We start from the raw sequence: 14,678 nt of genomic DNA, 5'->3' as shown, positions 1-14,678 counted from the left end.
GGGGGAGAACGTAACGGCTGTTACAGGGCGGGCGTGGCCGATCAGTGGCTTGCCGACCGCCTCGTAGGTGTCCCGATCCCAGAGGCGTACCGTGCGGTCATAGCTGGCGGTAGCGAGCAAAGTGCCGTCGGGGGAGAACGTGACGGCCGTGACACCTTCCTGTTTCTTGGTCGGGAGGGCTCCGGCCTCCTCATAGGTCGCTGGATCCCAGAGCCGTACCGTGCCGATGTCGCTGGCGGCGGCCAGTAGACCTCCGTCCGGGGAGAACGCGACGGACCTTACGGTCGTGGTGTGGCCGGGCAGCGGCTTGCCGACCGCTTGACGGGTAACGGGATCCCAGAGCAGCACGTTCCCGGCGGCGCTGCCGGTGGCCATCAGGCTGCCGTTGGGCGAGAACGCCACCGACCATACGAAGCCGGAGTGGGGCAGGACCAGTGGTGTGTGACGGAACCTCAAAGGCTGTTGATTCTGGATCGACGCGGCCGTGTTCGTCGGCGGTGCCGACGCTTCGCCAACCTGTACTGGGGGCTGCGACGCGCCATCCACGACCGGCTGCCGCACGGACTCGGGCGTGGTCGACGCGTGCCGGGCCTCGTCACGTAGGTGCGCGAGCCGGGTCCAGTCCGTGCGCCAGGGCTCGACCCTTGGATCATTCCGGCCCGCAGGGGACTGGTTGTCGTTCGCGAGGCTGAGTAGCGTCCGGACGAGGGCGAGCAGGAAGTCGATGCTCGGCAGACGCTTTCCGTTGAGAGCCTCGCTGATCGCGGAGACCGAGAGTGACGGTCCCGGGGGTGCGGCATCGCTGACGCTGCGCTGGGAGGGGTTGCCGCATTCGATCTTCAGCTTCCGGAGCCGGGAGGCGAAGTCCGCGAGTTCCCGCTGATACGCGGCCTCGGAGACGTCCTCATGCGCCACGTACGTCCCCCCGATGGTCTGTGGGACTCAGCGTATGACGCTGGTTGCCGAACATCACCGAATTCCGCCGAACACCACCATACAGAGTGGGTGTTCGCCCGGAGTTCCACGCGTTACGGCGATGGCCTGCGACGATCGAGCTTGTCCGGGTCTGTTCGTGCTGGTCGGGGCATAACGGATGAGGCTGATGTGCTGGGCGCATGGATGAAATCGAAGAGCCCGCCTCGCACGCTGTCCCTCAGGCCGCCCCCACGTCCGGGCCCGTACCGGAGGCGCCGACCCGCGATCGGGTACTTGACCTGGTTGCCCTGTTGATCCTGATCACGTTGGTGACGGGCGTCTTCATGCTGGCCGGCCCCGAGGCGTTCACCGCGGTCACCAGCGTCGGGCTGGGCCTCTTCGCGGCCTGGCGTGGCAGGCCGCCGCGCCCGTGAGCGCCTCGGTATGCGGGAGACGGTGGGTCCGCTGGGTACCGGGGCGTCGGCCCCGACCAGGGCGTTACGCGAGGGCGGCCGCCGGGCTGCCTCGCGTACCCCCTCATTCCTGGACCGACGTGGGCCGGATACGCGAGGCGAGTGTGCGATGTCGGCTCCTCTCCGGGGCCCCAGTTTGATCGGACCGGTCCGCCGGCTGCGGTAGACGATTGGCACTTCTTGTGACCTTGGCCATGCGTGGCGGAAGGATGGGCTGGAACCGCCTCCGGATGATCTCGGTGAGCGGCTCGCGCGATTGGGCTTGGTGGTACGTGAGTCGGAGGGCTCACTTCCCCTTGCCGACCTGGGCTCGTTCCTCGCGGATGCCCCTGAGCCTCGGATCCGGGGTGTCCGACCTCTGGTCCGCGACCCCGGAGGGGACGACGGTAACGGCTTGGGATCGCCGATCGAACCATCCTCGGCCAGTCGTGGGAATGAGGTGAACTTTCTCTTAAACGGTCACACGAATCACAATTTCCGCGGTATGCTTTCGCAATGTCTGAACTGCAAGAAGAGCCAAAGCAAGATCGCACCGGGGTCGAGCTGTTCGCGGGCGCGGGTGGCCTGGCGATGGCGGTCCATGGGGCGGGCTTCCGGCCATTGCTGTTCAACGAGTTCGCCCCGCGGGCCTGTCAGACTCTGGAAGCGAACGGGGCCAAGCTCCGAGGTGACGAGGAGCGCATCCCTGAGCCTGGGGAGCCGTGGCCGCTGGTGGCGGGGGACGTCCAGGACCTGGATATGAGCTATCTGCTCGGTCGGGTTGACGTGCTCGCCGGCGGTCCGCCGTGCCAACCGTTCAGTCTGGGCGGGATCGCCAAGGGGGACGAGGACAAGCGGAACATGTTCCCGCAGATGTTCAAGGCGATGCGCCAGATTCGCCCAAAGGCCGTCATCTGCGAGAACGTTGTCGGACTACTCAGGCCATCGTTCAAGCCCTACCTCGACTACATCTTGCGCGAGATGGAGATGCCGTTCGAGCTGCGCGATCCGGAGGCCACCTGGCAGGAGCACGACCAGATCCTCATCGATGCTGGGCGCGCGGCCGCGAGCGACCCCTCGGAGCGCTACAAGGTGGTGATGACACGCGTGAACGCCGCCGACTACGGGGTTCCCCAGATCAGGCACCGCATCATCATCGTCGCCTTTCGGGAGGATCTCGGGGTTGATATCGACCAGTTCAGGGAGGACGTGCTTCCCCAGTACTCGCAGGAGGCGCTGTTCCGGTCCATGCTCAACGGCTCCTACTGGGAACGTCATGATGTTGACCCGCGTGTGATTGACCGGGTCATGGCCAGGATCCCCAAGGACGTTCCACTCGATTCGGATCGATCGAAGCCCTGGCGTACCTTCCGGGACGCCATCGCCGGCATTGATGAGAACGAGGGCAAGCCCCTGCCGAAGATCCCCTGGGACAGGCTGGACCGCCGCGAGTATCGCGCGGGGGGGTTCACCGACCACATCGGCTGGCCCGATGCTCGGATCTACAAGGGCCACACGCCCAATGAGCTGGACCGTCCGGCCAAAACTGTGAAGGCCGGCGTGCATGGTGTCCCTGGTGGCGAGTCGGTCATGCTGACCGATGATCTGGAAACCCCAGGAGGCATTACTTATAAGCACCGGTACATGACCGTGCGTGAGACCGCCCGCGTCATGACATTCCCTGATGACTGGAAGCTCGAAGGCCCTCGTGGGGAGAAGATGCGGCAACTGGGCAACGCGGTCCCGGTGAAGCTCGGTGCGGTATTCGCCGATGCGGTAGCGAAGGCCCTCGATACTGCGCAGAGGCCAAGGCCGTGAGCGATGCGCCTAAACCGCATCAGAACCGGTGGAATGACAAGATGCCTCCAGACCGTGCCTGGAAGGGACGGGCGGGACGGGCTCGGAAAGCTCTAGCCGCTGAGCAGGACAAAGCGGCGGGCGGTCACCACCGGCGTCTAGTTGACCTGGGTAACGGCCGCGTGGCTCACGCCTCGGTCTCGTTGAGGATCCTGCCCAACACTCGGCGTATCCGCGCGGTACTACGTTGGGGCGATGGACGGAAGTCCCCGGAGCGCTACCTGGGCGAGGTCGAACATGACACTCGTGCGGCCAACCTTGCTGAGGGCTGGCGCTTGGCCTGGGATAAGGGCCTCTTGAGGAAGGAGACCTTGCCCGACAACTCGATAGCCTCGACTCCCGCGGTCCGTGCCTCCATGAGGGGCAACCGTGGTAAGGACACGAAGCCTGAGAAGGCCCTCCGGTCGCTTCTCTTCAAGGAAGGGCTCCGCTACCGGGTCCACGCACAGCCGGTCCAAGGCCTCCGGCGGAGCGTTGATGTGCTGTTCCCGAAGGCGCGAGTAGCGGTCTTCGTCGACGGCTGCTTCTGGCACGTCTGTCCGGAACATCACCGACCAGCGACCAAGAACACGGACTTCTGGAGGGAGAAGTTCGCCGACAACCAGCGGCGGGACGCTGAGACCAACCGGATCCTGGAGCAAGCGGGCTGGACGGTCATCAGGGCCTGGGAACACGAGGCGCCGGAGGACGTGGCCCGGCGGGTTATCTCAGCGGTCCGCGGTGTGACCGGCGAGGCGTAGTCACAGCTCCTCGCCGAGCAGTAGGTCATCGATGGCGTCGTTCAACCTACGCAGAACGATACGGCCGTCACCATCGCTGTACGCGAGGACGGGACTCTTCGTATCGAGACCTGCCTCGGCGAGAATCCCCAAGGGGATCTGCACCCGGCCGCTCGCATCGATGGTGACTTGCGCGGGTTCCCGGATCATGAGGCGAGTCTTGCACGCGTGCGGACCAGAGGGACTCCTCGGGGCGGGGCGGCATCACCAGGGGTTTCGAGATCTTTGTCCCGCAGGTGTCGGTGGCGCCCATTAGGGTTGACGGCATGCTGACGAATGCTCCAGGAGCGTGCCTGACCCGGGTCGGCGGTGGGCAGCTTGACGCTGATGGGCGCGCTTTACGTCCCGCTTGCCAGGCATGTGTTCACGACGAAGACGGGGGCCGACTGTGACCGAGAACCAGTACATCAATGTCACCCCACACCCGCGCATCCTGGGTGTGCTCGGCGACATCGAGTTCTCGCACTGGCAGTGCCTGGCCGAGTTGATCGATAACTCCTTCGATGAGTTCCAGGCGGCCGGCGAGACGGTGGAGCGGCCCTCGGTCGCGGTCTCGCTCCCTCCGGCGAACTCGAAGCGTGCTACAGCTGAGATCACGGTTCAGGACAACGGCCGAGGCATGAGCCTTGAGGCAGTCACCAACGCCATCAGCGCGGGCTGGACGAGCAACGGCCGGCACGGTTCCCTCGGCCTGTTCGGCATGGGTTTCAACATCAGCACGGCGCGACTCGGGCGGCGTACCACGGTGCGTACCAGTCGGGCGGGTGACTCGGACTGGGTCGAGGTGACCCTGGACCTAGTGCAGATCGCCAACTCCTCCAAGTATCAGGCACCGTACCGCACAGTGCCCAAAACCAATCGTGAAGAACATGGCACTACGGTCACCATCAGCGACTTGAAGCAGGAGCAGTACGCCACGCTCTGTCGCCCGCAGACGCAGAACGTGATCCGGGAGAAGCTCGGAGACGTCTACAGCTACCTATTGTCGGAGAAGGGCTTCCTGCTCACTCTCAATGGCAAGAAAGTAAGGCCACGCCTGCCCTGTGTTTGGGACGAGAAGCGGACCGTCACGCGCCAGGGCGTGGAGATCCATGCGGTCCAGAAGATCGATCGCGAGCTGAGCCCCAAGAACGCCTGCATGGCTTGCGGGTATTGGAGCTCCGGCGACGCTGAGCGATGTGAGGAGTGCGGCCAGGACCGCTTGGAGCTAAGGGAGCGCAGGATCTGGGGCTGGATCGGGATCCAGCGGTACGTCCACCGTACCGACTACGGGCTGGACTTCCTTCGCAACGGACGAAAGATCCTCCTCAAGGACAAGCGGGTCTTCTACTGGGAAGACGAGGACGGTCTCGTCGAGCCGGATCCTGAGTACCCCATCGACTCCGGAGTCGTGAAGATGGGCCGGATTGTCGGTGAGATCCACTGCGATCATGTCGCTCCGAACTATCAAAAGACCGCGTTTGAGTTCGAGACCGCCGAATGGCGGCAAATCCTGCGCGAGGTGAGGGGAACAAGCCCTCTGCGTCCAAAGATCGCGAAGAACCTCGGACTGCCGGAGAACCGCAGCCCTCTTGCCTTGCTCTACGCGGGCTTCCGCCGCCAGGACCCGGGGCTCAACTACCTGATCCCTGGTGACGGACGCAACGCTCTCCACGACACGGCCGCTAAGTGGGCCGCGCTAATGCGGAAGGGATCCGCCGAGTACCAGACCGACGAGGTGTGGTATCGCGCGGCCTACCAACACGACAACCCGATAGCCGTGGATCCGGAACCGGGGAATGACGACATCCTCCCCGGCGTCGGCGCTGGTTTCCTCGATCCGGATGACGAGACTGAAGGCGGTGCGGAGCCCGACACGACCACGACGGGCCAAGAACCGCCTGAGGATGAAGCCGCACCGGTGGAGACGTTGGACCAACGGCTCCAGCGATACCGAGACCACGCCGACCCCATCGTGGACCTGACGGGCCCGTACTACCTCGAAGACCTGGGCCGCGTGGATCTGACGGCTTGGGCGGTCAGTGGCCAGCATCTGGTCACCAAAGACGGGCGGCCCGCGCCTGTGATCGTCTCGATGGTCCGAGCCCCACAGTTGGAGGTATTCGTCGACACCGGGCACTCACTTTTCCGTGAATATGGGACGGACATGCGCGACTTGGCGCTCATCGAGGTCGCGGAGTTCATGCGAGTACGGGCGAACAACGTGCCGATGCCTCTGAGTGAGATCGTCGCGCAGCTCAAGACCCACACCTCCAGCCCCAGGCTGACGCCGGCGGCTACGGCGGAGGAATCCGAGCGGCTCCTCGAACAGGTGCGTATGGCCATGGTGGCGCCCGTCTCGGCGAACCCAGCGGTGCACTGGCTGCTCCTCACGAAGGACGAACGAGCCGACGCCGAACGCCGGTTCGCGGTCGAGGCCGGTGGAGCGTCCCCTTGGAACGACGCGATCTCCAATGGCGAGTTCATCCGCTACGTTCCGGCCAGCGCCGTCATTCGCATCATCCAGGACTCCCCGGAGACCTTCCTTGATGGGTGCGTCTTTAAGCGCGGGTACATCGCTCTAAGTGATCCCGGGGCACGAGAGCTCGTCGTGGAGCGACTGCTTAACCCTCTGTGGGACCTCGCGCTGCTGGAACAGCACCGCCCCCGCCTCGACGTCGAGGAGTTGGCCCGAATCAGGATCAGCTGCCGCCTCATCGCGCGCGACCTCGCTGACAACACGTAGGGGAGAGCGGAATGCAATTCCTCGACGCCGCCTCCCTGCTGGACTCCGGCCCACTGCAGTTTCCGCGTCGTATCGAGCGCCTGCTGTGGCATCTGGGCTTTTCCGATGTGTCCAACATCGACGGCTCCGGCGACGAGGGCGGTGACATTCTCGCCCTCCGCAAGGGCGAGACTTGGGTAGTCCAGTGCAAGTGGAAGCGACGCGGAGCTGTAGGAGCCGACGCGGTGGGCGAGGTCGCTCGCGCCCGGGATCACTATCGCGCTCACAAGGCGGTCGTCGTCACCAACACTCGCTTCAGCCCTGACGCTCGGCAGCGCGTGGCGAATCTGGCACGCCTTGGTCCTGGAATCCTTTTGTGGGGCGGAACAGACCTAACGACCAGTTTCGACCGGGTACCGCCCCGCTTCGGACGAGTGACGCCTCGGCCTTATCAGGCTGAGGCACTCCAGGCGCTGACCGTCGACCTCGATGCCTCTGGTCGTGCACTGCTCGTGCTGGCCACGGGCCTGGGTAAAACGGTCGTCGGAGGCGAGGTGATCGCGGCGCACCTGCGACGCGCTCCGCAGGACCAGGTCCTGGTTGTCGCACACGCCAAAGACCTCGTACAGCAACTAGAGCGGGCGCTCTGGCGGCACCTACCCAAAGACGTTCCAACACGGCTCCTCACGGGCGACACCCGTCCTGATGACCTCTCTGGGCTTACCTGCGCGACGGTCGGCTCGGCGCTGTCAGCCGCGCGATTCGGGTACCGCCCCGAGCTCGTCATGATCGACGAAGCTCACCATGTAGGTGAGGAAGGCCAGTACGACGAGCTGTTGGAGCTCCTCAGATCGGCACGCCACTTGGGCGTCACCGCGACCCCGTGGCGCGGTGATAAGCACGACATCACCCATCAGCTCGGCGCCCCCAGCTTCAGCCTGGGGATCGAGGAGGGAATGAGGCGCGGTTACCTCGCCCAGGTCGACTATCGCCTGTTCGTCGACGACATCGACTGGGACATCGTCCGCGAGGCCAGTGACCACTCATACGGATTGGCCGAACTCAACGCGAAGCTCTTCCTGCCGCAGCGAGACGAGGCCATCCGTGACGAGCTTGCCACCGCCTGGGCCGCCACGGCCAATCCCCGAGCCATCGTCTTCTGCCGCACCATCGAACACGCGGAGCGGCTCGCTGACATGCTGCGGCGCACCCCCCTGTGGTCAGGTGCGCTCGCTATTCACGCGGGACTCGCCAAGAGGGAACGGCAGAACCGTCTGCTTGCTTTCCGCGCCGGCGAGGTGCCCATCCTGACGGCGGTCGACATCCTCAACGAGGGCGTCGATGTGCCGGACGTGAATATCCTCTGCTTCGCACGAGTCACGCACTCCCGCCGAATCTTCGTTCAGCAGCTTGGGCGAGGGCTCCGCCTGCGCGATGGAAAGGAGCGAGTCACGGTGTTGGACTTCGTCAGCGACCTCCGCCGCATCGCCGCCGCGCTCAAGCTCAAGCGTGCGCTTGACGGGGATGGTGAGATCGAGACCCTCAGGAAGATCACCCCGTCGAACATCGACTTCAGCGACCAGAAGGTGGCCACGCTCATGGATGAGTGGATCAAGGACGCGGCCAGTCTTGAGACCGCGTACGACGAGCACCGACTCCAGTTCCCCGCCACCCGCGCCCCCCAGGAGTAATCACCGTGGCCTTGCAGCAATTGCCTGCGCCTATTCGCGAACGCCTCCTCATTGAGATCTACCAACAGGCCAACGACTTGGACTGGGAGTTCTTGAGCAACACCGAGAAGACGAACCAGTACCGGAGATGGATCGAGGATCCCAAGGTTGGTGGAGTCCTGCTCTCTTACGGGCCTGAGAAGGACGCCAGGGTCTGGATCAAGGACGTTCCGATGAAGGAGTACGCCCGAGCACAGGAGGGGATCGGAAGCTATGTTCGCTATGCGGTAAATAGATTCCAGGGGCCGGAGGAAATTGTCCGCGCGGCATGTGGCAGCGGCTGGGCGATGAAGCCCGATTCGGTTGGAGAGAAGCCGAACCACTGCTATGCCATCGCTGGCGACGCCACTCGGTACGTTTGCTGGGGCCGCGCTGGAACCTTTCGTGACCTCGTCTGGGCCGCGCTGAACGAGGCCATCGACTCGGTGGAGCGGCCCGCGATCGTCATCACGACCCGCAACGGTGAGACCGTCTCCACGGCTGAGCGCACGCGACAGAAACGAGTCGCTGAGCGTTGCGGCGCGGACTTGCGGTACCTACACCGCGAGATGATCCCGAACCCTGACTACCTTGGAGCGGCAGGTGGTGGCCATGGCCCATCGCAGCCCACCCTCATCGACTAGCCTCGGGCGACTCTCCATAACGGGACGTCCGAGGCTCTGACGCGGTCAGCGGTTTGTTCGGGGCCAGGTCGTGGCCGCGCTAGGGGCGGGAGATCGAAAGCAGGACGAACTGCTGGTGAGGTGATGGACCCAAGTTGGTGGCAGGCATGGCGAGTTCCTGCTGCCCGAGGGGCTCGTCGCCCTATCCCGCCACCACTACCTTGAACGTCCGCAAGGGCACGCTAGGTGGGCCTTCACCAAGCGATGAAGGCCCACGGCTCACGGAGCCCAGAACGCCTGCCATGTGATTTCGTCCGGTGCCCCGCTGGGATCCGTGCCATCTACAGAGGGCAGGGTGCCGAACAGGAGGTTGCGGTCTAGAACCGTATTAAACCGCTCGCAGGAGATTTCGCTGGTGTGCAAGCAAGCCGCGCATGCGCCTCCGAAGGAGCGGCGGCACGGCGGGTCGAAGACGCACCGCGGATCGGCGGCGAGCTCGGACAACGCGTCGGCGAGGTCGTAGCGATATACGTGCTCGATGCCGCCCAACGTGAAGTCGCTGCGAGTGTTGGCGTAGACAAGGAACGCCAGCGCTGAGGGGAAGAGGTACTCGGCGAGCGAGTCGATATTGAGTCCGCACCGGGCCGCGATGGCCTTCATGAACCGATGAGACATCGAGTGGACCAAGCCGAGGACGCTGCGGGTGATCCGCTGCTCCGGGGCGTTGAACACATCGACGACGGGTTCTCGGACTCGCAGCAGCCACTTGTACGCGTTCGATTCGTCCGTGACCTCAGGGTCGGGAACGACGCCGGAGTCGACCAGCCAGCGGATTACGTCCAGAGGCTTGATGCGGACGAGTAAACCCTCCGTCTCGGTCCGCTTGCCGTACATGGGGTACCTGCTGTTGGACGCTGGGAAGAACTTGAACCACGTGCCCTTGTCGCCGCCGCGTGTCTGCTGGACGGCGTGGGCCGAGATCCGTGTGTAGCCAGCGACCACGTTTGCGATTGGAAGTTCGCGCAGCAAGGTAACGTCGGCCAGTTTGTAGCGGTCGAACAACTCGCGGTACTCGCCATACGTAGCGATCAGGTCGGCCGACGGGGGGTTCCGCAGCAGGCCATCGACGTCGAGCGACGGCGCCGCTGCGGCGCGGGTGAGGGAGAACGCCTCGTCGCCGATGACGTCTAGAGTCTCTGGGGGAAGCGCGAGAGCCTCGACCTCCTCCTGCCAACCCCCTACGGACACGGCGGCCTGACGCGCTTTGTCCATCATCGACTCGTACAAAGGATCGCCGGGGTGGATCCCGAGCGCCTCACAGGTGACCTTGACCTGCGCCAGTGTGTCGTCACCACTGCCTCCGCTGGTCGCGGCGCGAAGCGCGTCGAGGCCCGGGGCAACCGCTCCGATGAGCTGTCCGACGGCGGCGGCGCCGATCGTGTCGCCCTTCATGCCGGTGTACTCGGAGCGTGTGGGCGGATTGATCACGGTCAAGGACTGCGGATAGTGCAGGGAGGTTTGTGGCACGCGCAGCACAGACGTGGGACTGGTCTTGCAGTCGGGGCAGTAGACAACACGTCGCTCCGCGCGCGTGCCGCACTTGCCGCATTGCCACACCCATTGGCGGGTGTCCAGCACGCGCCAGTTCCGCAGGAGCATCGGCCCGGAACAATTGTTAGCGCATCTGGGAGCCCGGATCTCGCGCAGCAGGCCGCAGTTATGCGCTTCGGCGAACTGGAACTGAGGCTTGGGGCCGTGTCCGAGGGGGCAAGTGGGCGTCTGACTGGTGGGATTGACGGAGCTTAGGTGGCCGCACTCGCGGCAGATGAATGTGTTTGGGAATCGTGATGCCTGCAGGTCATGGGCCTCGACGATGCTGTATTGCCCACGCTCGATGATGTCGAGTTCCGGACCGGAGTTCGGAATTCCGGAATGCTGTTGGGCGAAGGGCTGGATCAGTCGCTTCAACTGGGGGGCGAGCCATGCTTCCGGGACATCGAGTGGTGCGGCGTGTCGGGGCGGCTCGCCGATGACGGACACCTGGTTGTCCCAGTTGTACGGCTGGCCTGGCATGTGGTTCCACAGCGCCTGGGTGGCGCTGCGGTTCAACGTGTCGTAGGTCATGGAGCGCTCCTCACACGTTTCCGTGAATGGTGATCGGTGCCTCGATGTCGCGCAGCGAACGCGGGACTGACGGGTCCAGGAGGTCGGCCGTCCTCGTGTTGGACTCGCCGGACACAGACACGACGGACATCATCGCGTCGACGTACCGAACGACCTCCGTGCGGTGCATGTCGTGGTAGGGGTTAGCTGGGTTCAGGCCGAGGCCGGCTGACAGATCTTCGATCAGGCGAGTCCGATCGAGGAATGCTGTGTCGAGGGCCTTGCGGAACTGGTCGGACTTGCTGAGGGCGTATCGGCCTTTGCCCGACTTGGTCCATGCGACTTCGTAGACCTGGAGCGTCCAGGCCATGAGCGCTCCAGAGAGCACCCTGCGGAGCACGGGCAGCGACTCGCGGTTGACCGGTACCTTGTGCACGAGTCGATCGAGATAGGTGATCCACGCCGTGTAGTAACGGAAGACAGACGCGTCGCGGTCTCGTGACGGATTGAACACATGCACGATCAAGCCGGGGTGGGTTCGACCGACCCGAGCCGTGGCCTGGATGACTTCCGCCGCTTGAGTGGGCGTGCCCATTAGAACCATGACGCCGAGACGCGGCGAGTCGAAGCCGTGGCCGATCGCCCTGGTGGCGGCGATGAGCCGGATGCGGCGGCTGGGGTCCTCTGGTGGAGCACCGAGCCGACGGACCGCCTCGCGGACAGCGGCGGGCTCGGCGCTGCCGGAGATGATCGCGAGGTTGTCGCTGGTCTCGACCAGGGACCTGACGCGATCGTCGCGTGTGTACGAGGAGAGGTCCTCGTTGCGTAGGCAGTACCCGAGCAGGACCGCGTAGTCATCGCGTAGTGCCTTCTCCACTACCGAGAGGGCGTGTGGATCGGCGTGGTTGAGTCCGGCGTCGGCGGCCGCTGAGGCGGGGTTCGCGATGGATCGCTCAAGCCATGCGGCGTACATACGGGTCACCTCTGCGGCGGCGGTGACCATGGTGATGCCGCGAGGCCGCACTCCGACGTAGCGGCGCAAGGGATCCTCGGGGTCGGTGTAGGAGAAGAACGTCTCGCCGGCGTCAGGGCCGGGGGCGGGGAAGCGGCGGGCTGAACGCTGGTAGAGATGGAGCACCTGGTTCTCGTAGCCCTCAAGGGTGGCGGTCGCGGCCACGATGTGGAGGGGCCGGTTGCCAAGCCTGGTGCCGATCCGCTGCAGGAGCGTTTCGTACATGCCGTCGAGGGCGCCAAGACTCTCCTCCAGGAGGTGCAGCTCGTCGGCGATCTCGCAGCGCAGAGACCCGAAGCCGGGTGGCATCGGCACCTGCGGGGCCTTGCAGCCGAAGACGGCGCAGTAGGTCGGGTCCGGTGTATATCCGTGGCGAGGGCATCGGGACTGTGCCTGGCCGAAGATGATCTGGAATGCCTTGTTCTGGGCGATCTGAGCGAGCCGGTCGACAGTGCCGACTAGTACGGACGGGGCGTTTCGGTAAATGTCATCGTCGACGACCCAGATTGGCAGTACTCCGGAGAGCGGACACGCGGGGTTCTGGCAAATGTGCCGCATGGTCCAACTAGCCTCGTCGAACTGGACGAGGACCTTGCGGCCGCTGCCGGACGGATCGCAAGCGGGGCAATGTTCCAGGACACGGCAGCGTTCGGCGAGTTTCGGCGAGTGCGGGTCGACGCCGTTCGAGTACTGACTGTTGGCCGCATAGATACGGTTGGGCGTGTTGGTGCTACCGACGAAGAAGCCAACACCGAACGGATCTCCGCCGCTGATCCGCGGATCGTTTCGGCGCAGGACCTCGGCCGCGAACACGGCTTCGGCGAAGCGAGCGGTCTGCTGCGTGGACAGCAGTCGCAGAGGGAAGCGCGCCCAGACGTTCACGCCGGCCGTTTCTCCCGTGAGGCGGGCGTGGAACAGGTGAATGAGCATGACACCGAGGTAAGCCTCGGACTTACCGCCACCAGTCTGCACGGTCTCGATCTGAACGCTGGGATCGGCCTCTGGGTCCGCGACGGCTGGCAGGCAGCCGACCATCCAGGCGATCTGGAACAGGCGCCACGAGTCGTAGCCCTTGCTTGCGCCCACCATCTGCATGGCTCGGTTGGCGAGGACGAAGGCTTCACGCAGCACCTCGTCGCGCTCGATGGTGCGGACGCCGGCGCGGATCCACTCAACCTCGTCCCGGGCGGTGTCGGCATCCCTCTTGGCCTCCGCGATGGCTTCGTCGCTCCAGCCTCTAGCTGTCGCGCGTGCAGTCAGGGCGGCATCCGACCAGTGCTCGACTACCCACGCGGCATGGGCGTCGACGATCGCGGTGACCGCCACGACCGGGTCGGCGATCACAGCGTCGAACCTGGCGTCGATGGTCTTGCCCCCGTCAGAGGTTGTCCGGGGGTGGGGGCGCTGGGTCAGGGCAGTCGCCCCATAACCGGATTCGAACGTCGTCACGCCGGTTGCGGGGTCGATTCCCGCGACCACCGGGGCGGCCTGCCCGAAAGCGGGTACGGTGCGGTCGTAGCGGTGGGAGTTCGCCACCTGTTCCAGGGTGTACGGGGCCAGAGCTGCGTCGGTGCGCGCCGTGACTCTGGCTTCGTAGAGCCGGGTGTCCAGGTGTTTCCGGTCAAAGGGGATCATACGAGCCTGATCGGCGAACTGGGCATCCTCGGGCGGCGTGGTGTTCACGAGAGTGATCAGGACGTCGCGTCCCGCCTCGGTCGCCAAGACGTCGACGTCGAGCGCGGCGGCGAATTGGGGGAGGGCGGCGTCGGCCGCCGCGATCAAGTTGCTGGCGCAGTACGACGCCCATGCCGGGTCGTCGGCCATGTCGGCGTCGCGTGGCAGGGATCCGACTGGTGATGCCGTGCGACGGGGACGAAAGGGCTCGCTACCTGCGGCTGGCCGCACAGCGGCTCGAATCGCGTCCTCGACGGCCTGGGCGCCGAAGCGCGTCGATCCGCGTGCCCCGTCGTGGACCTCCACGCGCACGCTGACCGGTCCGACGGGCACCTTCATCCAGACTGCGGCCAGTTGGCGGCCGGGTGTCTTCCCGCCCACCTGGGCGGCGGCCTTAGCGGCTGCGGAGGGGTCGACGTCGTCCGTGACCGCGTGTGTGAACGCGCGCTGCTCGGCCTGTGAGGCGTGCAACGCGATGTACACCGCGAAGCTGACCTCGACGTCGATCTCGGCGGGAGCCGACCCGGCGAGCCGGAATGAGAATCCTTGCGCCGCCGGGACCAGGCGATCTCCGCTGAGGCCCCTGACTCGATCGACAGTCAACTGCGGTTCGCTGGACAGCTGTCCGAGCCAGATCGCGCGCCTCTGCGCGTCGGTGAGGCGAACTCGGGCGGGCAGTTGCCCCCCGGCTGCCTCGGTGAGGATGTGCCGTTCGAGCGAGGCGAGCAGCGCGTCGCGGATCTTCGCCTCGAAGTTCAAAGCAGTATTGCCGTTTGCGGGTGCCGCCGGTGTGGTGGCCATCGTCTCTCGCTCCGTCCCGAGTGATACGAAGGACATGGAAGGCGCCTTG

General features: G+C 65.2%; 9 protein-coding genes and 1 pseudogene. 6 read left to right on the top strand and 4 right to left on the bottom strand.

The genetic code is table 11. The features are described from left to right. Positions 1 to 915 (bottom strand): annotated as a pseudogene (locus GA0115242_RS32355) (hypothetical protein); the annotation flags it as partial. A gap of 200 nt (positions 916 to 1,115) precedes the next feature. Here GA0115242_RS32355 and GA0115242_RS32350 point away from each other — a divergent pair. From GA0115242_RS32350 to GA0115242_RS42025, 3 genes are all read left to right on the top strand, one after another. Beyond that, positions 1,116 to 1,349: a hypothetical protein gene (locus tag GA0115242_RS32350; RefSeq protein WP_093834860.1), complete on the top strand. Its 234-nt coding sequence runs from the start codon at positions 1,116 to 1,118 to the stop codon at positions 1,347 to 1,349. Positions 1,350 to 1,883: 534 nt separating this feature from the next. Beyond that, complete coding sequence (locus GA0115242_RS32345; RefSeq protein WP_093834858.1) at positions 1,884 to 3,185, top strand: DNA cytosine methyltransferase; 1,302 nt, start codon at positions 1,884 to 1,886, stop codon at positions 3,183 to 3,185. 350 nt (positions 3,186 to 3,535) lie between these two features. Continuing rightward, positions 3,536 to 3,964 carry a very short patch repair endonuclease gene (locus GA0115242_RS42025; protein WP_237549430.1) on the top strand — a complete coding sequence of 143 codons (429 nt, stop codon included), beginning with the start codon at positions 3,536 to 3,538 and terminating at the stop codon, positions 3,962 to 3,964. On the opposite strand, the gene GA0115242_RS32335 is transcribed toward GA0115242_RS42025, so the two are convergent. Then, a complete protein-coding gene (locus GA0115242_RS32335) occupies positions 3,965 to 4,153 on the bottom strand; it encodes an AbrB/MazE/SpoVT family DNA-binding domain-containing protein (protein WP_093834854.1) in 189 nt (62 codons plus the stop codon). A gap of 238 nt (positions 4,154 to 4,391) precedes the next feature. Here GA0115242_RS32335 and GA0115242_RS32330 point away from each other — a divergent pair, with 238 nt between their 5' ends. The 3 genes from GA0115242_RS32330 to GA0115242_RS32320 are packed head-to-tail and all read left to right on the top strand — an operon-like array spanning position 4,392 to position 9,060. Continuing rightward, positions 4,392 to 6,728: an ATP-binding protein gene (locus tag GA0115242_RS32330; protein ID WP_093834852.1), complete on the top strand. Its 2,337-nt coding sequence runs from the start codon at positions 4,392 to 4,394 to the stop codon at positions 6,726 to 6,728. A gap of 11 nt (positions 6,729 to 6,739) precedes the next feature. Then, positions 6,740 to 8,398: a DEAD/DEAH box helicase family protein gene (locus tag GA0115242_RS32325; protein WP_093834850.1), complete on the top strand. Its 1,659-nt coding sequence runs from the start codon at positions 6,740 to 6,742 to the stop codon at positions 8,396 to 8,398. Positions 8,399 to 8,403: 5 nt separating this feature from the next. Then, positions 8,404 to 9,060: a hypothetical protein gene (locus tag GA0115242_RS32320; RefSeq protein WP_093834848.1), complete on the top strand. Its 657-nt coding sequence runs from the start codon at positions 8,404 to 8,406 to the stop codon at positions 9,058 to 9,060. Between the two features lie 258 nt (positions 9,061 to 9,318). Here GA0115242_RS32320 and GA0115242_RS32315 read toward each other — a convergent pair whose 3' ends face one another. Further along, entirely contained in the window at positions 9,319 to 11,163 is a 1,845-nt protein-coding gene (locus GA0115242_RS32315; RefSeq protein ID WP_093834846.1) for a hypothetical protein, read from the bottom strand. Positions 11,164 to 11,173: 10 nt separating this feature from the next. Beyond that, positions 11,174 to 14,629: a hypothetical protein gene (locus tag GA0115242_RS32310; RefSeq protein WP_093834844.1), complete on the bottom strand. Its 3,456-nt coding sequence runs from the start codon at positions 14,627 to 14,629 to the stop codon at positions 11,174 to 11,176. Between the last annotated feature and the right edge of the window lie 49 nt (positions 14,630 to 14,678).

Source organism: Streptomyces sp. SolWspMP-5a-2, assembly GCF_900091845.1.
GTDB lineage: Bacteria > Actinomycetota > Actinomycetes > Streptomycetales > Streptomycetaceae > Streptomyces > Streptomyces doudnae.
Note: the sequence above shows the minus strand (reverse complement) of the source record. Positions and strands in the feature narration are given on the sequence as shown.